The 26,836-nt window shown below is 60.7% G+C and carries 23 protein-coding genes; 7 read left to right on the forward strand and 16 right to left on the reverse strand.

Annotated elements, in window-relative coordinates:
- Positions 1–41: 41 nt before the first annotated feature.
- From efeO (FBY04_RS14440) to efeU, 4 genes are all read right to left on the reverse strand, one after another.
- A complete protein-coding gene (gene efeO, locus FBY04_RS14440; protein WP_145315612.1) occupies positions 42–866 on the reverse strand; it encodes an iron uptake system protein EfeO in 825 nt (274 codons plus the stop codon).
- 24 nt (positions 867–890) lie between these two features.
- Positions 891–2,189 carry an iron uptake transporter deferrochelatase/peroxidase subunit gene (gene efeB / locus FBY04_RS14445; protein WP_145315613.1) on the reverse strand — a complete coding sequence of 433 codons (1,299 nt, stop codon included), beginning with the start codon at positions 2,187–2,189 and terminating at the stop codon, positions 891–893.
- 17 nt (positions 2,190–2,206) lie between these two features.
- Complete coding sequence (gene efeO, locus FBY04_RS14450) at positions 2,207–3,415, reverse strand: iron uptake system protein EfeO (protein ID WP_145315614.1); 1,209 nt, start codon at positions 3,413–3,415, stop codon at positions 2,207–2,209.
- A 98-nt stretch (positions 3,416–3,513) separates the two neighbouring features.
- On the reverse strand, positions 3,514–4,353 hold the full coding sequence (efeU, locus tag FBY04_RS14455) for an iron uptake transporter permease EfeU (RefSeq protein WP_145315615.1): 840 nt from the start codon (positions 4,351–4,353) through the stop codon (positions 3,514–3,516).
- Between the two features lie 235 nt (positions 4,354–4,588).
- On the opposite strand from efeU, the gene FBY04_RS14460 reads away from it, so the two are divergent.
- The 6 genes from FBY04_RS14460 to FBY04_RS14485 all read left to right on the forward strand — a co-directional run bounded on the left by FBY04_RS14460 (position 4,589) and on the right by FBY04_RS14485 (position 11,631).
- Entirely contained in the window at positions 4,589–5,605 is a 1,017-nt protein-coding gene (locus FBY04_RS14460) for an AraC family transcriptional regulator (protein WP_145315616.1), read from the forward strand.
- A 251-nt stretch (positions 5,606–5,856) separates the two neighbouring features.
- On the forward strand, positions 5,857–7,521 hold the full coding sequence (locus tag FBY04_RS14465) for an AMP-binding protein (RefSeq protein ID WP_145315617.1): 1,665 nt from the start codon (positions 5,857–5,859) through the stop codon (positions 7,519–7,521).
- Positions 7,522–7,537: 16 nt separating this feature from the next.
- A complete protein-coding gene (locus FBY04_RS14470; protein ID WP_145315618.1) occupies positions 7,538–8,299 on the forward strand; it encodes an SDR family NAD(P)-dependent oxidoreductase in 762 nt (253 codons plus the stop codon).
- A gap of 12 nt (positions 8,300–8,311) precedes the next feature.
- Entirely contained in the window at positions 8,312–9,505 is a 1,194-nt protein-coding gene (locus tag FBY04_RS14475) for an acetyl-CoA C-acyltransferase (RefSeq protein ID WP_084320698.1), read from the forward strand.
- A gap of 101 nt (positions 9,506–9,606) precedes the next feature.
- Positions 9,607–10,734: an acyl-CoA dehydrogenase gene (locus tag FBY04_RS14480; RefSeq protein WP_145315619.1), complete on the forward strand. Its 1,128-nt coding sequence runs from the start codon at positions 9,607–9,609 to the stop codon at positions 10,732–10,734.
- A gap of 123 nt (positions 10,735–10,857) precedes the next feature.
- Positions 10,858–11,631, forward strand: a complete 774-nt coding sequence (locus tag FBY04_RS14485; protein WP_145315620.1) for an enoyl-CoA hydratase — start codon at positions 10,858–10,860, stop codon at positions 11,629–11,631.
- A 124-nt stretch (positions 11,632–11,755) separates the two neighbouring features.
- Here FBY04_RS14485 and FBY04_RS14490 read toward each other — a convergent pair whose 3' ends face one another.
- From FBY04_RS14490 to argH, 11 genes are all read right to left on the reverse strand, one after another.
- The gene (locus FBY04_RS14490) at positions 11,756–12,907 is read right to left on the reverse strand and encodes an acyl-CoA dehydrogenase family protein (protein ID WP_145315621.1); all 1,152 of its coding nucleotides are present in this window, start codon (positions 12,905–12,907) and stop codon (positions 11,756–11,758) included.
- Between the two features lie 3 nt (positions 12,908–12,910).
- Positions 12,911–14,017, reverse strand: coding sequence for an enoyl-CoA hydratase/isomerase family protein (locus FBY04_RS14495; RefSeq protein ID WP_145315622.1), 1,107 nt, complete (start codon positions 14,015–14,017; stop codon positions 12,911–12,913).
- Between the two features lie 249 nt (positions 14,018–14,266).
- Positions 14,267–14,974 (reverse strand): HPP family protein, encoded by a 708-nt coding sequence (locus tag FBY04_RS14505; RefSeq protein ID WP_145315624.1) that lies wholly within the window; start codon positions 14,972–14,974, stop codon positions 14,267–14,269.
- Between the two features lie 159 nt (positions 14,975–15,133).
- A complete protein-coding gene (locus tag FBY04_RS14510) occupies positions 15,134–16,312 on the reverse strand; it encodes an MFS transporter (RefSeq protein WP_145315625.1) in 1,179 nt (392 codons plus the stop codon).
- Positions 16,313–16,463: 151 nt separating this feature from the next.
- A complete protein-coding gene (locus FBY04_RS14515) occupies positions 16,464–17,813 on the reverse strand; it encodes an MmgE/PrpD family protein (protein WP_145315626.1) in 1,350 nt (449 codons plus the stop codon).
- Positions 17,810–18,697, reverse strand: coding sequence for a polysaccharide deacetylase (locus tag FBY04_RS14520; RefSeq protein WP_145315627.1), 888 nt, complete (start codon positions 18,695–18,697; stop codon positions 17,810–17,812). The genes FBY04_RS14515 and FBY04_RS14520 overlap by 4 nt, the downstream gene beginning before the upstream one ends.
- On the reverse strand, positions 18,690–19,538 hold the full coding sequence (locus FBY04_RS14525; protein WP_145315628.1) for a polysaccharide deacetylase: 849 nt from the start codon (positions 19,536–19,538) through the stop codon (positions 18,690–18,692). Before FBY04_RS14525 ends, FBY04_RS14520 begins: the two co-directional genes overlap by 8 nt.
- Before the next feature lie 267 nt (positions 19,539–19,805).
- The gene (locus FBY04_RS14530; protein ID WP_084322934.1) at positions 19,806–20,630 is read right to left on the reverse strand and encodes an ABC transporter substrate-binding protein; all 825 of its coding nucleotides are present in this window, start codon (positions 20,628–20,630) and stop codon (positions 19,806–19,808) included.
- A 38-nt stretch (positions 20,631–20,668) separates the two neighbouring features.
- Positions 20,669–21,433, reverse strand: a complete 765-nt coding sequence (locus FBY04_RS14535) for an amino acid ABC transporter ATP-binding protein (protein ID WP_084322933.1) — start codon at positions 21,431–21,433, stop codon at positions 20,669–20,671.
- Positions 21,434–21,443: 10 nt separating this feature from the next.
- Positions 21,444–22,322, reverse strand: a complete 879-nt coding sequence (locus tag FBY04_RS14540; RefSeq protein ID WP_084322932.1) for an amino acid ABC transporter permease — start codon at positions 22,320–22,322, stop codon at positions 21,444–21,446.
- 144 nt (positions 22,323–22,466) lie between these two features.
- Positions 22,467–23,894 (reverse strand): argininosuccinate lyase, encoded by a 1,428-nt coding sequence (gene argH, locus FBY04_RS14545; RefSeq protein ID WP_084322931.1) that lies wholly within the window; start codon positions 23,892–23,894, stop codon positions 22,467–22,469.
- 296 nt (positions 23,895–24,190) lie between these two features.
- On the opposite strand from argH, the gene FBY04_RS14550 reads away from it, so the two are divergent.
- Positions 24,191–25,156, forward strand: coding sequence for a LysR family transcriptional regulator (locus FBY04_RS14550; RefSeq protein WP_084322930.1), 966 nt, complete (start codon positions 24,191–24,193; stop codon positions 25,154–25,156).
- Positions 25,157–25,297: 141 nt separating this feature from the next.
- Here the strand turns inward: FBY04_RS14550 and FBY04_RS14555 are convergent, their stop codons facing one another.
- On the reverse strand, positions 25,298–26,827 hold the full coding sequence (locus tag FBY04_RS14555; protein ID WP_145315678.1) for a glycosyltransferase family 39 protein: 1,530 nt from the start codon (positions 26,825–26,827) through the stop codon (positions 25,298–25,300).
- Positions 26,828–26,836 lie beyond the last annotated feature (9 nt).

Below are 26,836 nucleotides of genomic sequence, written 5' to 3' on the forward strand. Positions count from 1 at the left end.
AGCAAGCCTTGCCTGCGAAGCGTCCTCCCCGGGGCAGGAACTCAGTTCAGCCCCAATTTCCCACGCAGGGTCGACAAGTCTTCAGCCAGCGTATTCACCGGCCCGACCAGCGCCTTGCGGTCGCTCTCCTTCACGTTGTCATAGGTTTCAAAACCCCCATCCTTGGTCTTGTACTTGGCCAGTGTTTTGTTGACCGCGGCAAAGTTCTTGTCGACCTTGGCAATGAACGCCGCATCCTGCTTCTCGATTTGCGGACGGAACAGGTCGACGATTTTCTTCGCGCCGTCGATGTTGCCCTGGAAGTCGTAAAGATCGGTGTGGCTGTAGCGATCCTCCTCGCCGGAGATCTTGGTCGCCGCCACTTCTTCCAACAGCGCCGCAGCACCACCCACCACTTTCTCAGGCGGGAAGGTCAGGCCGGCCACGCGGGTTTGCAGGTCTTTGACGTCTTTGTTCAAACCATCGGCCAGTTCGCCCAGGCCCTTGGTGCTTTTCTCGGAGAACAGCGAATATTCGATGCGATGGAAACCGGTGAAGTCTTCAGCCTTCACACCTTTTTCGTGATCGTCGACACGGGAGTCGATGGACGCGTCGAGGTCACTGAACAGTTCGGCGATCGGCTCGATGGACTCGTAGTAAACCCGGGTCGGTGCGTAGAGTTTTTGCGCGGTGGCGAGGTCGCCATTCTTCACGGCGTCAGTGAATTTCTGAGTGTGGCTGGCCAGTTCGTCCAGTTGTTCCGTGACGTAGATCTTGTAGTCCGAAATCGGCCCCACCAGCTCCAGCGGCGCCGTCGCCGCGAAAGCCGAAAACGGGGTGTTGAGCAAACCAAGGGTCAGCAGTAACGCGAGTGGCGACTTCTTCATGGGACGGTTCCGTGTGGGAGGTGGTTAGGCGGTTGTTTTTGGGGATGCGGCGTCAAGCAGTGAGCGACCGATGAAATCCTGGTCGCCCGTCACACCCGGCAGGGTGAAGAAATAGCCGCCGCCGACCGGCTTGAGGTATTCCTCGAGCGGCTCGCCGTTGAGCCGGGTTTGCACGGTGATGAAGCCTTTTTCCAGGTCGGCCTGGTAGCAAATGAACAACAACCCCATGTCCAGCTGACCGTTCTTGTTCACGCCGTTGGAATAATTGAACGGCCGGCGCAGGATCAGGTTGGCCTGGGTCGCGGCGGTGCGCGGGTTGGCCAGGCGAATGTGGGCGTCGAGTTTGGTCAGCTTGCCTTGCGGGTCTTTGGCGTAGTCCGGGACCTCGGTTTCATGGGCACCGCCCATGGGCGCGCCAGTGCTTTTGATCCGGCCGAGAATGCTTTCCTGTTCCTGCAGCGGCGTGCGGTCCCAGCGTTCGACGAAATTGCGGATGATCCGCACCGCTTGATAGCTGCCATTCACCGCCCAGGCCGGTTCGTCGCTGCCGGGCTGGACCCAGACGATGCTGTCCATGGCCTTGGCGTCGTTGGAATCCGGGTTGGCCGATCCGTCGCGAAAGCCCAGAAAATTGCGTGCACTCTGCGCCTGCACACCGGGTTTCGCCGGCGCTTGCGGCGGCACGCTGCCCTCCTGTTTCCAGCGTACGAGCAGCAGGTCCGGCAGGTTTTTCACGATGTCACGCAGGGCGTGGATGTTGGTGTCGGTGGTGTTGGCGCAGAACTGCAAGCTCAGGTCGCCATGGCAGCAATCGGCTTCCAGCGCATCGTTGGGAAAACCGACCATGCGGCTCAGCCGTTTCGGTTTGGCGCCCGCCAGGCCGAAGCGCTCGTCGAACAACGATTCGCCGACCGACACGGTGATGGTCAGGTTGTCCGGGGTCACCACTGGGCCGAGAATGCCTGAATCCACCGGTGGCAGTTTCGGATCGACCTGCGCCACCGGACCGCCCTTCATCAGGAACGCGATGCGTTCATTGAGCGTGCGGAACAGCCGCTCCAGGTCTTCGCGGTCGTTGGCCAACACATCAAACGACACCAGCATGCCGGACGCAGGGCGCGGGGTGACGATGCCGCTCTGGTGCCGGCCGTGGAAGTCGTGGCGGTCCTCGGTCTTGTCGCTGCTCGGCGCTTCGGTGACTTGCGCGGGGCTGGCAGCCATGGCCGGGCAGCTCAAGGCCGAACCGGCGAGGGCCACGCCGGCGGCGCCCATGCCCATCAATACCCGACGCCGTTGAAGGTTGAATTGCTCTGAATCGTTCATCTGAAGTTCGTCTTCTGCTATAGGCCGGAAAGGCCAAGGGCGGGATCGATGCCGTCGAGTGCGTCGGCCAGCACCTTGGCCTTGTCGGCGATCTGTTTACGCTGTTCGGTGCTGACGCTGTCGTAGCTCGCGTAGCCGTTCTCGACCTTGAAGCCGTTGAGTTCGGCATCGAGGTTGGCGAGGGCGTTGTCGAGGGTTGGAAGCAGGTCGGCGGCGGACTTGGTCAGCAGCGGGCGCAACAGGTCGACGACTTTGCGGGCCGCGTCAAGGTTGCCGGCGAAACCGTTCAGGTCGATGTGGCTGTAGCGTTCTTCTTCACCGCTGCTGGCGCGCACGTCCCCCAGGTTGTTGAGGTTGCGCACCACAATGCTGACCAGTTGTTCCGGCGGCAGCGATTGGGCGAGCAGTTGTTGCTTGAGCGTGGTGACATCGGTCAGCAGCCGCTGGGCTAGCGGTGTCAGGCCGTCGAGGGAGCGTTGCTGGAACAACGCATATTCGAGGCGATGGAAACCGCTGAAGCCCGGATCCTGCTCACGTTTTTCAAAGTAATCGGCGCGGGCGTCGATCGTGTTGTCGAGTTCGGCGAGACGCTGTGCCGCCGGGGCGATGCGCTGATACGCGGTGCGGGCCGGGATGTACAACGCTTGCGCCAGACCCAGGTCGCCGGCCTCGATGGCTTGTTCGAGCGCGGTGACGGCTTTGATCAGCGCAGTGCTTTGGCTGCTCAGGTAAACGCGGAATTCCGACAATGGCCCGACGAAAGCGACCATCGACGGTTTGGCTTTGGCTTTGGCCGCGGCATCGGAAGCGGCGGTTGGCGTCACGTGCAGTGTGCCGCGCGGATTGCTCAGCAGGCCGCAGGTGATCGCGTAATCGCCGGGCAACAGGTTGGCGTTGATCACCTGGCTCAGGCCGGGCGCGATGTTTTCCCGTTCTTCGACCACCAGCACGCCGTCGAGGATTTCCCATTCAACGGCACGGTCCGAGCGGTTGACGATGCGGAAACTGGCGCGACCGGCCGGCACCGTCAACGCATTCGGTTCGCAGCTGTGCGGGTGAATGGTCACCAGCACTTCGTCATGGTTGCTCTGGCGTTTGGCCGCGGCCATTTTCGAGGCGTAGTAGAACAGGCCGCCGGCGGCGATCATCACGATCACCGAACCGGCCACCGCCCAGCGCAAGGCGCGGGGAGGGGAGGCCTGAGGAGGAGGAACTTGATTTGGCATGGGTGCCCTTACTGACTGGAAATCACAATCCTGTGGGCGCGAAGTCGCTCGCGAAAACACCACAGGCGCCGCTGTACATCTGGTTTTGCGCGTTATCGTTAACGACCATCGCGAGCAAGCTCGCTCCTGCAAGGGGGCGGGGCGGGCATGAAGAACATCGCCAGCGCCACCACCAGGTAAATCAGATAAGCGCCGAGGGTGCTGACAGTCGGGGCATCCTGATACCCGAACATGCCGGCCAGCACCGAACCCAGCGGGCTGTCCATCGGCAGCGTGGCGCTGAAATCGAACAGCACGGTTTGCAGGTGATTCCAGACCCCGGCTTCATGCAGCGCCTGCACCGAGTTGGCGAGAATGCCGGCGGCCACCACGAGGATGAACAGACCGGTCCAGCGAAAGAACGCGCCGAGGTTCAGGCGCATGCTGCCGGTGTAGATCAGGAAACCGACGATGATCGCCAGGATCAGGCCGAGCAGGGCACCGATCGGTGCGGCCGGACCTTCGCTTTGCTGGAATACCGCGAGCAGGAAGAACACCGTTTCCAGGCCTTCCCGGGCGACGGCGAAAAACACCATGGCAATCAGCGCTGTCACCTGATGCCTGGAACCGGTCAATGCGTGATCGAGGGAGACGTGCAACGAATGCTTGATCGAACGCGCCACCTTGCGCATCCAGAACACCATGGAACTGAGGATGCCGACCGCGACCAGGCCGACCACACCTTCAAACAGCTCCTGTTGTTTCTGCGGAAATTTGGCGCTGACCAGCTCCAGGCCCCCGCCCACCAACAGGGCCAGTGCAGCGGCGAGGAATACACCAATCCATACGGCGGGCATCCACTGGCCGCGGCCAGTTTGCTTGAGGTAGCTGGCGATAATGCCAACGATCAATGCAGCCTCAATGCCTTCGCGCAGCATGATCAGAAAAGGAACAAGCATTCAGCACCGTCTCGGAATTAGATAGGGTGCTAATTTGTAACATAATGACACTCATTCCCAAATGGCAATCATTGGCATTTACCTGAACCTAAGCTGAACAGATCAAAAGATCGCAGCCTTCGGCATCTCCTACATTTGAAATGCATACCCTGTAAGAGCTGCCGAAGGCTGCGATCTTTTGATCTTATCGGGCTAATATGCGCACCACTGATAACAACACGGCACTCTCTGCGTAATGTCGGAAAAAGACACCATCTCCATTCAACTGGTGCGTGAAGCGCTGTTGCAAAGTTGCGCCCCGGGTGCTGCCACCGACGAGGTGTTGAACAAGGTCGGCATCGATCCGGCGCTGCTCGAATCGTCCACGGCCCGAGTGCCGGCCACCGCGTACGCACGGCTTTGGCGCTTGCTGGCCCGGCGTCGGGACGATGAGTTTTTTGGCATGGACCCACGCAAGCTCAAATCCGGCAGTCTGGCGTTTCTGTGCCGCTGCTCCATGGTCCAGCCGAGCCTCGCTGCCGGCCTGACCTCAGGGCTGGGGTTTCTGTCGTTGATGCTCGAACACTTGCCCGCGCAGCTGGTTCGCCAGCAAAGTCTGGCGGAGATCGTGCTTTTGGAAGACGACCAGGACCCGCGTCGCGCCTTTACCTACTTCACCTACTGGATGATCGTTCACGGCGTGGCCTGCTGGCTGGCGGGGCGACGGATTCCGATTCTGGCCATCGAGTTGCGCTGCCCGCAGCCGGATTTCTGTGACGACTATCAGGTGATGTTCTCCGAAAACCTGCGTTTCGACCGGCCGCGCACCCGAATGATCTTCTCGGCCGAGTGCCTGGATTTGCCGATCAAGCGCAGCGCCGAAGAACTCAAGCGATTCCTGGCCCATGCGCCGGCCAACATTCTGGTCAAGTACCGCGACCCGGAGAGCCTGGCGAGCCGGATCAAGCACGATTTGCGGCAGTTGCCCGCCGAACAGTGGCCGGAGACTGAACCTCTGGCGCAACAACTGTGCATGTCGGCCTCGACCTTGCGTCGGCGGCTGGCGGAAGAGGGGCAGACGTATCAGGGGCTCAAGGATAGCGTGCGCAAGGAATTGGCCATCGTCTGGCTGGCTGAACCGAGTATCAGTTTTGCCGAAATCGCCACGCGGCTGGGGTTTGCCGATGCGAGTTCGTTCTACAAGGCGTTTCGTAAGTGGTCGGGGTCGAATCCGGGGCATTACCGGAGTTTGATTCTGAACGAAGCGAGCTGAGCCGGTTTTTTTTTGTGATTGGGCGGCCGTCATCGCCAGCAAGCCGGCTCCTACAGGGGAATGCGTTCCAAACTGTAGGAGCCGGCTTGCTGGCGATGGCATCTGTCCAGGCACCACACCTCTCAAACCTTGGCCAAACCAGTCAGACAACTTGATAGCTTTGACCATTGCCCCACCCCCCGCGCGGAGCGAGTATTTCCCTGTTGGTTACGGTTCCCCCAACCTAATAAAAATACACAGGGATTCTGGCAATGCGCGATTACTTGTCTGCCACGTCACAGTTCAATTATCAGCACACCGTCGACGCCGCACTCGCGGGCAACCTGACGGCCCTCAATGCCTGCGCCGAGTGTTGCGACCGGCATGCATTGCCAGGCCGCATCGCGCTGTTCTGGGAAGGCCGAGACGGCACCAGCGCGACGTATACCTTCAGCGACCTGCAGGACAAGGCTGCGCGTTTCGCCAACTTCCTGCTGGCCCAAGGCGTGAAGAAAGGCGACAAGGTCGCCGGCCTCTTGCCGCGCAATATCGAACTGTTGATCTCCGTGCTTGCCACCTGGCGCATCGGCGCGGTGTATCAGCCGCTGTTCACCGCGTTCGGCCCCAAAGCGATCGAGCATCGCCTGAGCAGTTCCGGCGCCAAATTGGTGGTGACCGATGCGGTCAACCGCTCCAAACTCGCTGAAGTCGCCGACTGCCCGACCATCGTCACCGTCGGCGGCGCGAAAGGCCAGGGCATTGTCCGTGGCGATTTCAGCTTCTGGGCCGAACTGGCCAACTATTCCCCCGAGTGCGAACCGGTGCTGCTGACCGGCGAAGACCCGTTCCTGCTGATGTTCACCTCGGGCACCACCGGTCCCTCGAAAGCATTGTCCGTGCCGCTCAAGGCCATCGTCGCCTTCCAGAGCTACACCCGTGACGCCGTGGACCTGCGCCCGGAAGACGCCTTCTGGAACGTCGCCGACCCGGGTTGGGCCTACGGCATCTATTTCGGGGTTACCGGGCCGATGGCGATGGGGCATCCGATCACTTTTTACGATGGTCCGTTCACCCTCGAAAGCACTTGCCGGGTGATCAACAAATACGGGATTACCAACCTCACCGGTTCACCGACGGCCTATCGCTTGCTGATTGCCGGTGGTGACGAGTTCGCGAAATCGATCAAGGGCAAGCTGCGCATCGTCAGCAGCGCCGGCGAGCCGTTGAATCCGGAAGTGATCCGCTGGTTCGCCGACAACCTCGGCGTGGTGATTCATGACCATTACGGCCAGACCGAATTGGGCATGGTCCTGTGCAATCACCATGGCCTTGAACATCCGATTCACATGGGCGCCGCCGGTTTTGCTTCGCCGGGCCACCGCATCGTGGTGCTCGACGACGAGAACAAGGAATTGGGCGTCGGCCAGCCAGGCATCCTGGCCATCGACCGCACTCAGTCGCCGATGTGCTGGTTCGCCGGTTACGAGGGTGCGCCCACCAAGGCCTTCGTCGGCAACTATTACCTGAGTGGCGACACCGTCGAGTGGAACCCGGACGGCAGCATCAGCTTCGTCGGCCGCAGTGATGACGTGATCACCACCTCCGGCTACCGCGTCGGCCCATTCGACGTCGAAAGCGCGTTGATCGAACACCCGGCCGTGGTCGAAGCGGCGGTGGTGGGCAAGCCCGACCCGGAGCGCACCGAGCTGGTCAAAGCGTTCGTCGTGCTCAGCGCGCAATACCGTGCCGCACCGGAGTTGGCCGAAGAACTGCGTCAGCATGTGCGCAAGCGTCTGGCCGCGCACTCGTACCCCCGTGAAATCGAATTTGTCAGCGAGTTGCCGAAAACCCCAAGCGGCAAATTGCAGCGCTTTATCTTGCGCAACCAGGAAATCGCCAAGGCTCAAGAGGCTGCGGCGAAGAACGTTTCAGCTTGAATCCAAGGAAACAACGATGCAGATCGAAAACAAGGTTTTTCTCGTCACCGGCGGTGCCTCCGGGCTCGGCGCGGCCACAGCTGAAATGCTGGTTGCGGGCGGCGCCAAAGTGATGCTGGTGGACATGAACGCCGACGCTGTTGCCGCTCAGGCCGAACGTCTGGGGGCGCAAAGCGTGGTGGCGGACATCAGCAACGAAGCGGCAGCTGAAGCGGCGGTGCAGGCGACAGTCAAAGCTTTCGGCGGCCTCAACGGTCTGGTCAACTGTGCCGGCATCGTCCGTGGCGAGAAGATCCTCGGCAAGACCGGTCCGCATGCGCTGGCCAGTTTCAGCCAGGTGATCAACGTCAACCTGATCGGCAGTTTCAACATGCTGCGTCTGGCGTCGGCGGCCATCGCCGAAACCGAACCGGATGCCGATGGCGAGCGCGGGGTGATCATTAACACCGCGTCGGCTGCGGCTTACGACGGACAGATCGGCCAGGCGGCTTATGCCGCGTCCAAAGGCGCGATCGTCAGCCTGACCTTGCCCGCCGCCCGTGAACTGGCGCGCTTCGGTATTCGTGTAATGACCATCGCACCGGGCATTTTCGAGACGCCGATGATGGCCGGCATGACCCAGGAAGTTCGCGATTCCCTAGCCGCTGGCGTGCCGTTTCCGCCACGTTTGGGCAAACCGGGCGAGTATGCCGCGCTGGTCAGGCATATCATTGAAAACAGCATGCTCAATGGCGAGGTGATCCGTCTCGACGGTGCCTTGCGCATGGCCGCCAAGTAAGGAGGATTTGTCATGACCCTTTCCAACGATCCCATTGTTATCGTCAGCGCCGTCCGCACCCCGATGGGTGGATTCCAGGGCGAACTGAAAAGCCTGACCGCGCCACAACTGGGCGCTGCCGCCATTCGTGCAGCTGTTGAACGCGCCGGTGTGGCGCCGGATGCCGTTGAAGAAGTGCTGTTCGGCTGCGTGCTGCCCGCCGGCCTCGGCCAGGCCCCGGCCCGTCAGGCTGCACTGGGCGCCGGGCTGGATAAATCGACCCGCTGCACCACCCTGAACAAGATGTGCGGTTCCGGCATGGAAGCGGCCATCCTGGCCCACGACATGCTGATCGCCGGCAGCGCCGATGTTGTCGTCGCCGGCGGCATGGAAAGCATGTCCAACGCGCCGTACCTGCTGGACCGCGCCCGCAGCGGTTACCGCATGGGTCACGGTCGTGTGCTCGATTCCATGTTCCTCGATGGCCTGGAAGACGCCTACGACAAGGGCCGCCTGATGGGCACCTTCGCCGAGGATTGTGCTGAAACCAACGGCTTCAGTCGCGAAGCCCAGGATGCGTTTGCCATCGCGTCGACCACCCGCGCGCAGCAAGCGATCAAGGACGGCAGCTTCAAGGACGAAATCGTGCCGCTGACCGTGACCGTCGGCAAAGAACAGGTGGTGATCAGCAATGACGAACAGCCACCGAAAGCCAAACTGGACAAGATCGCCTCGCTGAAACCGGCGTTCCGTGAAGGCGGCACCGTTACAGCGGCCAACTCCAGTTCGATTTCCGATGGTGCGGCGGCGCTGGTGCTGATGCGCCGTTCCGAAGCTGAAAAACGCGGTTTGAAACCGCTTGCGGTGATCCATGGTCACGCGGCATTCGCCGACACGCCTGGCCTGTTCCCGGTGGCACCGATCGGCGCGATCAAGCGGCTGATGAAGAAAACCGGCTGGTCGCTGAACGACGTCGATCTGGTCGAAGTCAACGAAGCGTTCGCCGTGGTTGGCATGGCGGCGATGACCCACCTGGAAATCCCCCACGAGAAACTCAACGTTCACGGTGGTGCCTGCGCCCTGGGCCACCCGATCGGTGCGTCCGGTGCGCGGATTCTGGTGACCTTGCTCTCGGCCTTGCGCCAGAAAGGCCTGAAACGCGGTGTTGCAGCGATCTGCATCGGTGGCGGTGAAGCGACGGCGATGGCCGTGGAATGCCTGTACTGATCTGACCTGCAGGAGCCGGCTTTCTGGCGATGGCGTCCTTGAAATCGCCATCGCCAGCAAGCCGGCTCCTACAAGGGCAATCACCTTTTTAAGGATTCACCATGATTCCCAATGACGACCAACAACAGATCCGCGACATGGCCCGGCAATTTGCCCAGGAACGGCTGAAACCGTTCGCTGCCGAATGGGACCGCGAGCACCGTTTCCCCAAGGAAGCCATCGGCGAGATGGCCGAACTGGGTTTCTTCGGCATGCTGGTGCCGGAGCAGTGGGGCGGTTGTGACACCGGTTACCTGGCCTACGCCATGGCCCTGGAAGAAATCGCCGCCGGCGATGGCGCCTGCTCGACCATCATGAGCGTGCACAACTCGGTGGGTTGCGTGCCGATCCTCAACTACGGCAACGACGATCAGAAAGAGCGCTTCCTCAAACCGCTGGCCAGCGGTGCGATGCTTGGCGCTTTCGCATTGACTGAACCGCAAGCCGGTTCCGATGCCAGCGGTTTGAAAACCCGTGCACGTCTCGAAGGCGATCATTACGTGTTGAACGGCTGCAAGCAGTTCATCACCTCCGGGCAGAACGCCGGGGTGGTGATCGTATTTGCGGTGACGGACCCGAGTGCCGGCAAACGCGGGATCACCGCGCTGATCGTGCCGACCGATTCGCCGGGCTATAAAGTCGCCCGCGTCGAAGACAAACTCGGCCAGCACGCTTCCGACACCTGCCAGATTCTGTTCGAAGACGTCAAAGTGCCGGTGGCCAACCGACTGGGCGAGGAGGGTGAAGGCTACCGGATTGCCCTGGCCAACCTCGAAGGCGGCCGCGTCGGCATCGCCTCGCAATCGGTGGGCATGGCCCGCGCCGCGTTTGAAGCGGCTCGGGATTACGCCCGTGAGCGCGAGAGTTTCAGCAAACCGATCATCGAACACCAGGCCGTCGCGTTCCGCCTGGCGGACATGGCGACCCAGATTGCCGTCGCCCGGCAGATGGTGCATTACGCCGCGGCGTTGCGTGACAGCGGTAAACCGGCGCTGGTCGAAGCCTCCATGGCCAAGCTGTTCGCCTCGGAAATGGCTGAAAAGGTCTGCTCTGCCGCGTTGCAAACCCTCGGTGGTTACGGTTACCTGAACGACTTCCCGCTGGAGCGGATTTACCGCGACGTGCGGGTGTGCCAGATCTACGAAGGCACGAGTGATATTCAGCGCATGGTCATTTCGCGCAGTCTCTAAAAAGAACCTCTGTAGGAGCTGCCGCAGGCTGCGATCTTTTGATCCTGAAAATCAAAGTCAAAAGATCGCAGCCTTCGGCAGCTCCTACGGGGGATCAAGCGTTATGCAAAACAGGAGTTGTTTATGAGTTACGAAACGATTTTGCTGGAAATCCACGGCCGTGTCGGCCTGATCACCCTGAACCGTCCGCAGGCGCTGAACGCGCTGAACGCGCAGATCGTCAGCGAACTGAACCACGCCCTCGATGGCCTGGAAGCCGATTCGGACATCGGTTGCATCGTACTGACCGGCTCGAAAAAAGCCTTTGCCGCCGGTGCCGACATCAAGGAAATGGCTGAGCTGACTTACCCGCAGATCTACCTCGATGATCTGTTCAGCGACAGTGATCGCGTGGCTAACCGCCGTAAGCCGATTATTGCCGCCGTTAACGGTTTTGCCTTGGGCGGCGGCTGCGAACTGGCGTTGATGTGCGATTTCATCCTGGCGGGTGACAACGCGAAGTTCGGTCAACCGGAAATCAACCTCGGCGTGCTGCCGGGCATGGGCGGCACCCAGCGCCTGACGCGCGCAGTCGGTAAAGCCAAGGCGATGGAAATGTGCCTGAGCGGGCGTTTGATCGATGCGGTGGAAGCGGAGCGTTGCGGGATTGTCGCGCGGATCGTGCCGGCGGATGAGTTGCTGGAGGAAGCACTGAAAGTCGCGGCGCTGATCGCCAAGAAGTCGTTGCCGATTGCGATGATGGTCAAGGAAAGCGTCAACCGCGCGTTTGAGGTGACCTTGTCGGAAGGCGTGCGCTTTGAGCGTCGGGTGTTCCATGCGGCGTTCGCGACGCAGGATCAGAAGGAAGGAATGGCGGCGTTTATTGCCAAGCGTGAGGCGGAGTTCGTCGGGAAGTAATGCGGCGTTCTTACTGACGCTATCGCGAGCAAGCCCGCTCCCACATTTGATCGCATTTCTCCTGAGGGAACGCGATTGAATGTGGGAGCGGGCTTGCTCGCGATGCTTTTAAGCTTTTAAAGCTTCACACCAGGTAATGCTTCAGCTCCCGGGCAATCACCATCCGCTGTATCTCGCTCGACCCTTCGTAAATCTGCGTAATCCGCGCATCCCGGTAATAACGCTCCACCGGGTAATCCTCCAGATACCCATACCCGCCATGGATCTGCATCGCCGACGAGCAGACCTTCTCCGCCATTTCCGACGCAAACAGCTTGGCCTGCGAAGCCTCTGACAAACACGGCTTGCCCGCACTGCGCAACCGCGCGGCATGCAGGATCAGCAACCGCGCCGCGTTCAGGCGTGTGTGCATGTCGGCCAGCATGTTGGCGATGCTTTGATGCTCGATGATCGGCTTGTCGAACTGCACGCGATCACGGGAGTAGGCCAGCGCCGCCTCGAACGCGGCACGCGCAATGCCCAACGCCTGCGCGGCGATGCCGATGCGTCCGCCTTCGAGGTTGGACAGCGCAATGGCCAGGCCTTTACCGCGTTCGCCGAGCAGATTGGCTTCGGCAATGGTGCAGTTGCTCAGGGTCACCGCACAGGTATCGGAAGCACGGATGCCCATCTTGTGTTCGGTGCGATCGACGATGAAACCGGCGGTATCGGTGGGCACCAGAAACGCTGAAATACCGCGCTTGCCCAGGTCTGGATCGGTCACGGCAAACACGATGGCCAGTTTCGCCCGCTTGCCGTTGCTGACAAATTGCTTGGCGCCGTTGATCACCCACTGGCCGTCGCGCAGTTCGGCACGGGTGCGCAGGTTGTGCGCTTCGGAGCCGGCTTGTGGTTCGGTCAGGCAGAAGCAGCCGATGGCGTTGCCGCTGGCCAGATCCGGCAGCCAGGTCTGTTTCTGTTCGTCGGTGCCGTAGTTCATGACCGGTCCGCAGCCCACGGAATTGTGGATGCTCATCAGTGCGCCCGTGGCACCGTCGCCAGCGGAAATTTCTTCCACCGCCAGCGCGTAGGCGACGTAATCAACATAGGTACCGCCCCATTCTTCGGGCACCACCATGCCCAGGAGCCCCAGTTCGCCCATCTTCGCCACCAGACCATCGTCGATCCAGCCGGCCTTTTCCCAGGCTTGCGCGTGGGGCGCGATTTCGCCGCGGGCAAAATCCCGGGCCATGTCGCGGATCATGACTTGTTCTTCGCTCAATTCGATATCGTGCATGGCTCAGCTCCCGCTCCGGTCAAACCCTGTGAAGAAACTCGCGACATGCCCGGCATCCAGCGCCTGCAAGGTCGGCGGGTTCCAGCGCGGGCTCTTGTCTTTGTCGATCAGCAAGGCGCGCACGCCTTCGATCAGGTCGCCGCGCTCGAACCACTGACGGTCCAGGTGCAGCTCAAGGGCGAAGCAGTCTTCCAGGCTCAAGTGCCGACCGCGGCGCAGCATTTCCAGGGTTACAGCCATGGCCAGCGGTGAACGGCTTTCCAGCAGATCTGCCGTGGTCGTGGCCCACTCATGGCTGTCGGCAACCGTGACTTCGCGCAGTTGCTCAACAATACTCGGCACGTCGGGCAGGGCGAAGAAGTGATCGATGGCCGGACGCAACTTGCTCAGTGGCGCATCGGGCAATTGCTGCACCGCGAGTTGCGCCAGCAGGCTTTGCAGGTCTTTTAGCGGCGTGTCGTGCCACGCCAGTTGATCGAGTAGCTCGTCCAGCTCCACCAGTTTGTCGCTGTCCAGATACCAGTTGGCCAGCCCGCAATAGAGCGCATCCGCCGCCCGAATCTGCACACCGCTGACCCCGAGGTAAATACCCAGCTCGCCAGGAATCCGCGGCAGGAAGTAACTGCCGCCTACATCCGGGAAATAACCGATGCCGACTTCAGGCATCGCCAGACGGCTTTTCTCGGTGACCACCCGCAAATCGGCGCCTTGCACCAGACCCATGCCGCCGCCGAGGACAAATCCGTCCATCAGGGCCAGCACCGGTTTGCAGTAGTGATGAATAGCGAGGTCGAGGGCGTATTCCTCGACGAAGAAATCTTCGTGCAGGGTGTCGCCGCTTTTGAAGCTGTCATACAGCGAGCGGATATCGCCACCGGCACAGAAGGCTTTCTCGCCGGCCCCGCGCAGGACCACCGCATGCACCTGCGCATCCTGAGCCCAGGCATCGAGCTGACGCTGCAGGTGGCGGACCATGTCCAGGGTAATGGCGTTGAGACCGGCGGGGCGATTGAGGGTCAGGTGACCGATGTGGTTGCGAACCTCGGCCAGCACTTCGTTTTGCGTGGCATCCACGGGCGAAATTCCCTTCGATGAAACCTGAGCAGTCATCACTAACTCCCTGCTTTTATTGTTCTTTATAAAGAAGCTCGCGCGCGAGCGATGCAGGATCGTAACAGTGCAAATTTGTGATGTACAACCGGGATACGTGCAGGTTCTTTCTGCAAATTTGCAAGGGCTGACACGAATACCGAATGTGGGAGTGGGCTTGCTCGCGAAGGGGGCGTGTCAGTCAACATTAATGCTGGATGAGCCGGCCTCTTCGCGAGCAAGCCCGCTCCCACAGGGTTCGGTGTTATGTCAGGTTCTACTGCTCAGCACTTCACCAATACTGCGGCGCTTGGCGTGCAATTCACTCGCATGGATCAGTTGCTCAAGGTCTTCCGGCGTGACGTCGAAGAAGGCTTCCATGTCCGCCAGGGCCAGCTTCAGGTCTTCGGCGTTGATGGCCCGCCGATCGATCGGCGGATGATCGGCAGGCACCACGGCCACCGGTTCGCTGGCGCGCTTGGGGTAACGGATGCGCGTCAGGTTGTTATAAACCAGGGCGCTGAACAGCATCGTCGAGGCGCCGAGCATTACCGGGGCAAGGGCTTTCCAGTCCAGGGCGATGGTCGCCGGATCGGCCAGCACCAGCGTCAGGGCCAATGCGCCGGCCGGCGGATGCAGGCAGCGCAGCCAGCACATCAGGATCAGCGCCATGCCCGCGGCGAGGCACGCGCTGCCAAGGGTTCGTCCGAGCACATGAGCGACCAGCAGCGCGATCACCCCGGCGCTCAAGTAGCCGCCGAGTATCGACCAGGGTTGTGCCAGCGCCCCGGAGGACACCGCGAACAACAGCACCGCCGAAGCACCCAACGGTCCGATCAGGTGCTGCGCGACTTCGATGCCGAATACCTGGGAGCAGAGCCAGACGCTGAACATCGTGCCCAAGGCCATGCCGATGGCGGCGCGGCTCCATTCGGAAGGGCGGGTGTTGACGGCGGCAGGTAACCAGCGAGCAAGCATTTGGCAGACGACCCATTGAAAAAATCGAGGCAAAAAAAAGGCTTACCTGGGATACCCAGAAAGCCCTTGAAGGTGTTCCAGCAATTGGGGGAGGAACGGGGCACAGTGTGCCGTTCATTCCGGATGCTGACAAATTCATATTAATGCAGTTTGAGTGCATTATTTATGCTGTAAGCCGACCCGGCGACCACTCATGAAACACAGGAACCCGCCCATGGCGGTCAGTGCACTCAGGGCATAAAACATCGTCGGTGCCGGCGTGTGCATCAGCAGGAAACCGCAAATCACCGGGCTCAGTGCGCCGCCGAGGGCCGCGAGGTTCTGCGCGCCATAGTAGCTGCCGCGCAAATCCTCTGGAGCCAGGGTGTCGACGAAGAGGAATTCGGCGGGATAAATGATCATTTCGCCGAGGGTGAAAATGAACATCGCCACGCACCATGACACCAGGCTATCGGCCAGGCTGAAGCCGATCAGGCCGAGAATGAACAGGCTGGTACCGCCGGCAATCCAATAGCGCAGTTGTTCGCGCTTGAGGAAACGCCCGATCTGGTATTGCAGCAGGATCACGCTGATGGCGTTGCAGGCGAGCAGGGCGGCCATGGTTTCCAGGGCGCGCTTGGAGTCTTGGGTCACCAGCAGGTATTGCGACAGGTACAGGGTGAAACGCCCGTGGACCACGGTGCTGAGCAGACAGCCGCAGGTAAACATGATCAGCGTACGGTCGTTTTTCAGGGTGATCAGGGTTTTCAGGAAACTCTGTGGCTGACCGATCGCGGGTGTCTGCGCCGAGTCCCTGGGGATTCCGCTCATTAAAAAGATGCTGAAAAACGCGATGGCGCCGGCAATCAGGAAAGGCGCGATCGGGTACACCCCGGCAATCACCACACCGAGCATCGGACCGGTGGCGTAGCCGATGTTGGTCAGGGTGTAGCGCAATGAAAAGGCCTTGGCGCGCTGGCCCACGGGCAGGTTTTCGCTGAGGATCGCCTTGGACCCGATCAGGAACAGCGCCGACGCCGTTTCGGTGATCACCAGGGTGAGGGTGGTCAAATACAGATTTTCGGCGAAGGTCAGCAGCACGAAACCAATGGCACTGGAAAGCATGGCGAGGATCAGCAGCCGGCGCTTTTCGAGCCGGTCGATGATGTAGCCGCCGTAGAGCGCGAGCAGGGTGGCGATAAACACCGCGATACCCAGCAGCAAGCCAACGTCCTGTTGGTTGAGCCCGAGTTTGTTGCTCAGGAACAACGTGAGCAACGGGCTGGTGATGGCGCGGCTGACGACGATGGTCAGCGAGACGATCATCAAACGGCGGATAACGAGCGAGTAAGTGGCCACGGCGGGGCAAATGTCCTTATTCAGATTCTGTAGTGTTCGTCGCGACACCGAGTCGCTGCCATTCGCGAGCAAGCCCGCTCCCACAGGGAACGCATTCCAAAATGTGGGAGCGGGCTTGCTCGCGAAGATGTCCGCACAGACAACGCAAGATTCAAGTCAGCCACCGATCCAGCGACCGAACCGATTCCAGCGCTTCCAACCGCCACAACTGCCCGATCAGTTCCTCAGCCTGAGACCTCGGCATCACCCGCGTCGCCAGACTGAAAAACTTCTCCTCCAGCGCCTCGTCACTCAACGGATTCCCCGGCGCTCCCAACGGTGGATCGACACAAAGACTCGCCCGCCGACCGTCCACGGTCAGCACGCTGACAACAGGCTCGCCATCCTCTGACAGTTGCAGGTCCACTTCAAGGCGAATGCGCGACATCCACTGGGCAATCCGCGGATCACCTCGCTGTTGATCGTCATAGGCTTCCAGTCGGCAGTGGCCATGCACCAGCCGGGCGGCGAGGGCGTACGGCAGGCTCATCTGCGCCGCTGCCAGCGCGCTCACGTCCTGAGCGCCGCACATGTCCTGCAGGAAACCGCACAGCGACACCTGGATGTCCTCGACCTGATCGACGCTGACCTGCAGTTGTTCCAGCAACAGCCCCAGCGCGTCGATTGCCGAATGCGTCCCTCGGCATGAGGCGTAAGGCTTGATCGAACAGCGGGCGAGTTTCCACACGATCCCGAGATCTGCATCCAGCGCCTCTGGTTGAGCCGTTTCAACGGCCAGGGTCTTGAGAAATCCGCCCCAGACGTCATCGAATAACTTCGTCGGCCCCGTGATGCCTTGCAGCGCAAACCGCGCTGCGAGCAGTCCACCCTCTGCCGCGCGACCGCTGTGCAGTTTTTTGCTTTGCGAGCCATCGTGGATGAAGGCCCACAATCCGCCGCTGAAACTGCCGGCGATGCCCAGTGCCGATACCATTTGTTCGGCGTTCAAACCCAGAATGAGCCCACTCGCGGCCGCTGCGCCGAAGACGCCGCAGGTCGCTGTGGAGTGCCAGCCGGCACCGTTGTGCGCCGAATATCCACCACAGGCTTCGAGCACGCGGCGGCCGACGTCGTAGCCGATGACCACGGCGGTGATCAACTCACGACCGCTGACAGGCCTTGCACACATCGACACCGCAGCCATCACCGCCGGCAGCACCACGGCACCGGAATGATCACAGCCACCGGTGTCATCCAGTTCCAGCGCATGGGCCGCGACGCCGTTGAGCATGGCAGCCTGAGCGGCGCCGACCCGCACCTCCGAGCCCCAGACCCGCGTGGTGCCGCTTTCGCCCTCGAACACCTGACGCGCCTGCTTTGCCACGTCGCTTCCAGCCCCGGCCAGCGTCGCGCCAAAGGTGTCGAGGATGTGCCGCGTGGCTTGCTCCACCAGTGCCGGTGGCAAGTCTTCAAATCGTGTGTCGACGCAAAACTGCGCCAGTCGTTGCAGGCGTTCGGTCATAGGAGGTAATCCCGGTAGTGCCGCTCGTACACCGACGCCGGGTGATCCTCGGCCACGGGCGGCGCGGATTCAGCCCACCATTGCGCGACGTCGGCGCCGGTGGCGATCCACACGTCGTCGTGCTGCTGAATGCTTTGCAGCAACTCGCGCAACACGCCAATCCGTCCCGGCGTGGCAATGATCTCGGGGTGCAGGCGCAGCACGTAACAGAGCCCGAAACGGTGAAACCCAACGAAGTCCATTTGCAGATTGCCCAGGGTGTGGCTATAGGAAGCGATCCGCGATTGCGCCGGCGGCACCGCCGGGCTCAGGTTGAAGGCGAAGTAAGGTTCGTCTTCCAGTTCGTAGTGCAAGGGCAGCTCGATCACGTCGTGCGCGGTGGGGTGAGCGAATGGCAAATCGTCGCCACGCCATGAAGACGACCAGCAAATGCCTTGATCCCGCAGTGCCTCGATGAACCCCGGCGCACCGTTGCCAGCGGGAATGCGAAACCCGGTCGGACGCTGGCCGGTCAGCGCTTTCAACGCTTCGCAGCCACGGGCGATTTCGGCGCTCTGCTGCTGCAGATCGAGGGTGTCGTAGTGCTGGTGACGATACCCGGCGCAGGCAATCTCATGCCCACCTGCCTGAATCGCCCGGATGTGTTCCGGGTTTTCCTCGGCAACGATGCCGGGGACAAACCAGCTGCTGCGCACACCCAGTTCTTCGAACAGGCCCAGCAAGCGGTCGACACCGCGTTGCGTGCCGTAACGCCAGACTGAGAGCGTCTTGTCGCGCCCGGCGACTTCCGGCGCCTGGGTGAGAATGCCGTGGATGTCGTTATAGTCGACGGTCAGCACCACGGCGCAGCGGTAGCCTTTGGGCCAGAGAGTGGAATCAGCCATGGTGATGCTCCTTCAGCCACCACTGGGCGACATCGCGGCAGGTGGCGAACCACACGTCGTCGCGCTGGCGCATGTGTTCGAAGAGTTTTTCCAGCAACAGGATGCGTCCCGGTTTGCCGGTGATCTTGGGGTGGAACAGGGTGGTCAGGCACAACCCTTCATTCATGGCGCCGTCGTATTCGCGGCACCAGTTGTCCAGGGTCAGCTCATAACTGGCGGTGCGGTCCAGCCCGGAAGGGAAGTTCGGCGCACGGGTGTAGGCGAGGGAGGCGTAGTCGTCCATTTCCCAGCGACCGGGGATTTCCACCAGCGGCGTTTCGAAGCCGGGGACATTGTCCAGATAAGGACGGTCATCGCCGCGCATGCTGCTGGAATAGGTCACGCCGGCTTCTACCAGCATCGCCGGCGTCTCGGCCCGCCAGTCGCCGGACGGCGTGCGGAAACCTTCGGCGCGGATATTCAGGTGTTTCCAGAACACCTCGCGGGATTTTTTCATCACGTCCTTTTGCTGTTCCAGCGTCAGGGCGTAAAAGGATTCGTGTTTGTAGCCGTGGTACGCCACCTCATGCCCGCGTTCGACGATCGCCTGGCACTGTTTCGGCCAGTTCTCCACGACCCAGGCCGGGACGAAGAAGGTGGTCGGTATCCGGAACTCATCGAGCAGATCGAGAATCCGCGGCAGTGCGCGGTAAGGGCCGTAACCGCCGAAACCGAAGTATTCGGGCTTGTGCCAGATCGAGCCGTTGAGCATCGCATCGCCGGTCGGGCCATCGAGGTCGAAGGCCAGGGCGAGGCAGGCTTTGTGCTGGTCGGGCCAGGTGGGCTGGGGTGAGGAGGACATTGGTGGTGCTCCGTACTCAATAGTCGAAACGCAACGTGTGGGAATCGGCTTGCTGGCGATGGCGGTGTGTCAGGCGCCATGTATGTTGATTGACGCGCCGTCTTCGCGAGCAAGCCCGCTCCCACATTAGGTCTCGGTCGAACGCAATTATTGCGACTCCCATAACCCCGTAGGAGCCGGCTTGCTGGCGATGGCGGTGTGTCAGGCGCCATGTATGTTGATTGACGCGCCGCCATCGCGAGCAAGCCGGCTCCTACAGGGCAAGCATTACTTGCCGGCGTTGATGGTCGCTGTCTTGATCGCACCCAATTCCAGGTCCCATTTTTTCAGGATGGTGGCGTAGCTGCCGTCATCGATCATGCTCTGCAACGCGACCTTCACCGCTTCGCTCAGCTCAGGCTTTTTCTTGCTCAGCCCCATGCCGGAGAACTGCACGGAAATCGGCTGGCCGACCGTTTTGTACATGTCCTTTTCCTGAGTTTTCAGGTACGACAGGGTTTCGCTGCCTTGCATCGCCGCATCGATACGGCTCTGACGCAGTTGCGCGCGGGCATCCGCCGAACCTTCGGTGCCGATCACCACGATGGCCGGTTTGCCGGCGGCTTCACAGTTGGCCTTGCTGTATTCAGCGATTTCAGCCGGGAACGTGGTCCGACGGCTGGTGCCGACTTTCTTGCCGCACAGGTCGGTGATTTCGTTGAAGTCCTTGTTCTTCTGCAGGGTGTAGAACTGCGGACCGCTGGTGAAGTAGTCAACGAATGTCACGCTGGCCTGCCGCTCGACGGTGTCGGTCATGCCCGACAGCACCATGTCGACGCGGTCGGTGGTGAGCGCGTTGATCATTTGCTCGAAGCCGGTTTCCTGCCATTTGATCTTCACGCCCAGACGTTCGGCAAGGGCGTTGCCCAGGTCATAGTCGAGACCGGTGAGGGTGTTGGTGGCCGGGTCCTTGAAATCCATTGGCGGATAGTTCGGCATGATCGCGACGACGATCTCGCCTTTTTCCTTGATGCTGGCCGGCAATTCGGCGGCGAAGCTGACGCTGGATGCCATCAGGCCTGCGAGTACTGCTGGGATTACGAAGTTCTTCATGGTCGTTCTCTTATGAGTGTTGTTACGCCAGCCGGCGCTTAGGTTCGAACGGCAGAAATGAAGCTTTGGGTGCGTGGGTTTTGCGGACTTATTAGAATTTCTTCGGGGCTTCCTGCCTCCACGATCTGCCCGCCGTCCATGAACACCATGCGGTTGGAAACCTCACGGGCGAAGCCCAGTTCATGGGTGACGACGATCATGGTCATGCCGGTTTGCGCCAGATCGCGCATCACCGACAGCACCTCACCGACCAGCTCCGGGTCGAGTGCCGAAGTGGGTTCATCGAACAGCATCAGCTTGGGCCGCATGGCCAGTGCCCGGGCAATGGCGACGCGTTGTTGCTGACCACCCGACAGCTCGATCGGGTAGCTGTTGCGCTTGTCGGCCAGGCCGACACGGGCGAGCAGTTCCAGGGCTTCTTCGTGCGCCTCCTTGGGCGAACGCTTGAGCACCTGGCACGGCCCTTCGATGATGTTTTGCAGCACAGTCATGTGCGGGAACAGGTTGAAACGCTGGAACACCATGCCGGTGGCCAGGCGTTGTCGGGCGATCTGCGCTTCGTTGAGTTCGTGCAGTTTATTGCCGGCGATGCGGTAACCCACCAGTTCGCCGTCGACCCACAGGCCGCCCTTGTCGATTTTTTCCAGCTGGTTGACGCAACGCAGCAAGGTGCTTTTGCCGGAGCCGGACGGGCCGATGATGCACAGCACTTCGCCTTGCTCGACTTCGATGTTGACGTCCTTGAGCGCGTGGAAATGGTCGTAGTATTTGTTCAGGCTCACGGCCTTGACGATGCTTCTCATGTGGGGCTCCTCAAGAACGCTTGCCGGCGCCGCGAGCGAAACGACGCTCCAGACGGCTTTGACCGAAGGACAGGACGGTGACGGTGGCCAGGTACCAGATGCCGGCGACGATCAGCAACTCCATCACCCGGGCGTTGGCGTAGTAGATGTTCTGGGCGTTGTAGAGCAGTTCCGAATACTGGATGACGCTCGCCAGGGAGGTCATTTTCACCATGCCGATGAATTCGTTGCCGACCGGCGGAATGATCACCCGCATGGCCTGGGGCAGGATGATCCGCCGCAGTGCCTGCAGGCGCGGCATGCCGATCGACTTGGCCGCCTCGTACTGTCCGGTGTCCACCGACAACAGACCGGCACGCACCACTTCTGCGGTGTAGGCGCCCTGGTTGATGCTCAAACCGAGGAGGGCGGCGACGAAGGGCGTCATCAGGCTCACGGTGTCCATTTCGAACAGGCCGGGGATGCCGATGGTGGGGAAGATCAGCGCCAGGTTGAACCACAACAGCAGTTGCAGGATCAGTGGCGTGCCGCGGAACAGCCAGGTGTAGGTCACCGCTACGTAACGCAGGATCGGGTTGGCCGACATGCGCATGATCGCCGTGATCACCCCGAACACAATGCCCAGCCCCATCGCCAGCACCGCCATGACGATGGTGTTGAGCAAGCCCCACATGATCGCCTGGGACGTAAGGAACTGGCCGATGTACGACCATTCGATCTTGCCTTCGGCGAAGGCCCGCACCAGGCCGACGATCGCGATGACAATCACGGTGGCGAAAAAGATCCGCCCGTAATAACGCCGTGGCACGTGATCGTACTGGGTGATATCGAACTGGTTTTCCGCCAGTTTGCGCTCCGCCTGGAGTCGTTCTGCCTGAGTCTGGCTCATGTTGTTCTCCGAACACTGGTATTTCAGGTCAAACACATTCCCTTTGTAGGAGCCGGCTTGCTGGCGATGGTGTGTCAGCTAAATGGATGTCGACTGACACACCATCGCCAGCAAGCCGGCTCCCACAGGGGGTTGCGTTGTCTGTCAGAGGCGGAAGCCCTGATAGTTTTGGGTCCATTCATGCTGCGCGGCGAGGGCGGTCTTCAACCGACCGATCTGCTCGCGCACTTGCTGCGGCGCCGTACCGCCCCAGCCACTGCGAGCGGCGATGGCGGCTTCGAGGGTCAGGCTGTCGCGCACTTGCGGGGTCAGGCGCGGATCGATTTCGGCCAGCAGCGCCGGGGAGGCTTCCCACAATTCGATGTCGTGCTTCTCACAGGCTTGAACCAAGGCGCCGGTGATTTCATGGGCCTCCTTGAACGGCACGCCGCGCATCGCCAACCAGTCAGCGACCTCAGTGGCGAGGGTAAAGCCGAGCGGTGCCTGACGACGCAGTTCTTCGACGTTGACCTTCATGGTCGCGACCATCCCGGCCATGGCCGGCAGTACCAGGAGCAAGGTGTCGACGCTATCGAGCACGCCGTTCTTGTCTTCGCTCAAGTCGCGGTTGTACGACAGCGGCAGGGATTTGAGCGTCGAGAGCAGACCGGTGAGGTTGCCGATCAGGCGACCCGCCTTGCCCCGGGCCAGTTCGGCGATGTCCGGGTTTTTCTTCTGCGGCATGATCGAACTGCCGGTGGCGTAGGCATCATCCAGGGCGACCCAGCGAAACTGCCGCGACGACCACAGGCAGAATTCTTCGGCGAGGCGGGAAATGTTGATGCCCAGCATGCTGGCGATAAACAGGAACTCGGCGACGTGATCGCGGCTGGCCACGGCGTCGATGGAGTTTTCGCAGACACCGCTGTAGCCCATTTCCTTGGCCGACTGTTGCGGCAGGCGCGCGATGGCGGAGCCCGCCATGGCGGCGGCACCCAGTGGCGACAGCGAGGTGCGAACGTCCCAGTCCACCAGTCTTTGTACGTCACGCAGCATCGATTGGGCGTGGGCCAGCAAGTGGTGAGCGAAGACGATCGGCTGCGCTTGCTGCAAGTGGGTGAAACCCGGGCAGATACTTTCGATGTGTTGTTCGGCCTGATCCACCAGCGCCTGTTGCAGGGCCAGTACTTCAACGGCCAGGGTGCGCACATGATCACGCAGGAACAGACGCAGGTCATTGGCGGTCTGGTCGTTGCGCGAACGGCCGGCGCGCAACTTGCCACCCAGGGCGCCGAGGCGTTCGGTCAGCAAACGTTCTATGAAGGTGTGGACGTCTTCGTCGTCGAGGGTTGGTGCGATGCGGCCGGCGTTGAAGTCAGCACCGATACCTTCCAGCGCGGCGAGCATCGTCAGGGTTTCCTGCTCACTCAGCAACCCGGCGCGCTGCAGTTCACGGGCATGAGCCTTGGAACCGGCGAGGTCATACGGGGTGAGGCGGAAGTAGCGCTCGGGGCAACGGGACAGGGCCGCCAGGGCTTCGGACGGGCCGCTTTTGAAGCGTGCACCCCAGAGACGGTCGGTGGTTTGAGACATTGTTGTTTTCCTCGTCGGTAAAGCGAACTGAAATTAATGCGCAGAGCCGGGAAGACCCGCCGGAAATCATTCGGGCGTGGTTCGGCCTAAGCAGTTTTCAAGAGGGCAGTTGCAGTGTTGCGAGAGCTGATCGAAGTGTCAGCTTTTAGTAGTTCGAAATCAGTGAGTTGGCACTGAAGTACGGGAATTATTAGCGGTTGCCAAGCCTGGTTTTCTGTGTTCATTATTATTGGCCAGCTATGTTTTTGTTGTTGGACACAGGTTGTTGAATAGCGCGCCAGAGGTAAATAAGCATTATGGAAACCCCACTTTCCAATTCCGGAAACCCCGCGCCAAAAACGGTGCAACGGGCACCGTTGGCCCTCAGCGGGCTGGATTTCAAACTGCTCAAAGTGTTCAAGGCCGTGGTCGAGGCCGGAGGTTTCAGTGCGGCTCAGAACGAGCTGAATGTGGGGCTGGCCGCCATCAGCAAACAGATCTCCGACCTCGAGATCCGTATCGGCATGCGCCTGTGTACCCGAGGCCGCGAGGGCTTTCATCTGACCGAAGAAGGCCGTCTGGTGTATCAAGCATCGATTGATTTATTTGCGTCGGTCGACAACTTTCGAGACCGGCTTAGTTCAGCGCAGAACGAACTTATCGGCGACCTTGGTGTGGGTGTTATTGACAATACGATTTCCGATGATAATTCACCGTTAGTTGCAGCGATTAAACGAATAAATGAAACGTCACCCAAAGTAAGGTTTCAACTTCAAGCGTCGCAACTGGATGAAGTGGAAAGAGGCGTCGTAGAGGGACGGTTAGTGGCCGGTATTGTTCCTGTTTATCAGAAACGTGAAGAGTTCGATTATTACGCGCTGTATGAAGAACGCTCGGAGGTTTACTGCGCGGTCGGTCACCCGTTGTTCGCGGTGCCGGAGGCAGAAATCGACAGTCAGGTGCTCAAGGATTACGAGTGCATCAACCACCGCTACGCGATCCACCGCGACAAATTGAATTTTGCCCGGTACGACAGTTTTTCTGCTTCGGCGACCCAGGTGGAAGCCGTGGCGCTGCTGATCAAGACCGGGCGCTTCGTTGGTTTTCTACCGCAGCATTACGCCGCTTCGATGGTCGCCCAAGGGCAATTTCGCGCGTTGCGCCCGGACCTGATCCACATCAGCACGCCGTTCAATCTGATCTTGCGGCACAACACCGTACGCAGTCCGCTGGTCAAGGCGTTCGCCCAGGCGTTGGGTGTAGATTTGAAGTCGTCGGTTTAACTAACAGACGGACCGGCCCCTGTAGGAGCGAGCTTGCTCGCGATTGACTTGAGAGCCACGTGTTTATTCAGGAAGTATGCGTTTTCGTTAACGTCCATCGCGAGCAAGCTCGCTCCTACAGGTCTTCTGTATGATTGAAGTTCAAGGTTTTTGCAGGTGAATCAACACGAAATCGTTTTTATCGAAGCGTCCGCTCAATACTGGCGGTAGCGAACCCAAAACAGTGCCATGCAGTGCGTTGTAATCGCTTTGGTCCATCATCAACCACGCAGGTCCCGCCACACTTTCCAGCGCCTGAATCGACTCGGTAAACACCGGTTGCAGATCCTGCCTGATATTGACCATGAACTTGATCGCCTTCGCGTCTTTGCCCATGCCGTGCAACACCAGCGGTGCCGGATCTTTCTGCACGAACGCGAAGGCCTCGCGACTGAATGTGCGGGTGTCGTAGAGCCTGCGTTCTACCGGCTCGAACACCAGTATGTAAACCAGCCACAGCGCCAACACCGCGCATATTGCCAGTGCCTGCGCGCGCCATTGCGACCTGAACAGCAAGGCGAAGGCAATGGCCTGCAGCGTACCGAGGATGATGAAAATCGAAGTCAATGGCTCGGTCAGTTGTCGTTGCACGATCAGCAATCCAACGACCAGAACCGCCGGCATCACCAGCCACAAACCCTGCATTCCCCCTCGCAACCAGGCAAACACCCGACCTTGCGCCACCTGAAACGGATACGCCGCGATGATTGCCAGCATCGGCAACATGGGCAACACGTAGCGGGCTTTCTTCGCCTGTGGAATCGACAACCCGACCATCACGATCAACGCAGCAGCCGTGCAGTAGTGCACCAGCCGCAGTGCCGGGCCTGGCTGGCGCGCATCCGTCAACCAGACCACCACCAACACCAGCAATGCCAAGGGATACGCCAGTGCATAGTTGCCCAGTGAACCGGTGAAGTAATACAGCGAACCGCTCGCACCTTCGCTGCCGTCCATGCGCCCCATGAACTGCATGCGTACCACGTCGTGCATGAACGCCGGGCCGCCGCTGGTGTCGGCCAGCCACAACAGCGCGCCGACGCACACCGTCAGCAGCAATGCCGCGCTCAGGCCAAAGCCGAACAGCCGTTGCCATTGACGGTTGATCAGGAAGTAGCTGCACAGCATGCCGGTCGGAATCACCAGGCCGATAGGCCCACGAATACCGAAGCCCAGCAGCAACAGCGGCAGAATCAGCCACCAGCGGCGCCTTGCCTCAAAGTGGTCGGCGGCATAACCCAGGTAGAAAACGGCAAACGCGACAGCGGCGAGCATCAAGTCCAGAGACACGGCGCGGGTTTCGGTGATGAAGGTGTTGGTCATCAGCATCAGTGCGATGCTCAGCAGCGCCCAACGTGGGGAATGCGGCGCCAGCAAGCGGAACATCAACGTGACGATTACTGCACCGGCGAAGGCGCTGGGCAGCCAGGCACTGAGACTGTTGACCTGCCCGAACGGCAAGGACAGCAGCCATATGAACAGCGTCGAGACCGCCGAGTAATCGGCGTAGGGCTCACCGTAAGTGGTCGGAAACACCGATGGCCCATGGCGCAGCATCTCCTGGGCAAACAGCACGAACCGCGAATCGAAGCCGATGACCGCCTGCTGATAAACCCCGGCGCTGAACAACATCAACGCCAG

The sequence above is a fragment of the Pseudomonas sp. SJZ080 genome, assembly GCF_007828295.1.
GTDB classification, from domain to species: Bacteria; Pseudomonadota; Gammaproteobacteria; order Pseudomonadales; family Pseudomonadaceae; genus Aquipseudomonas; species Aquipseudomonas migulae_A.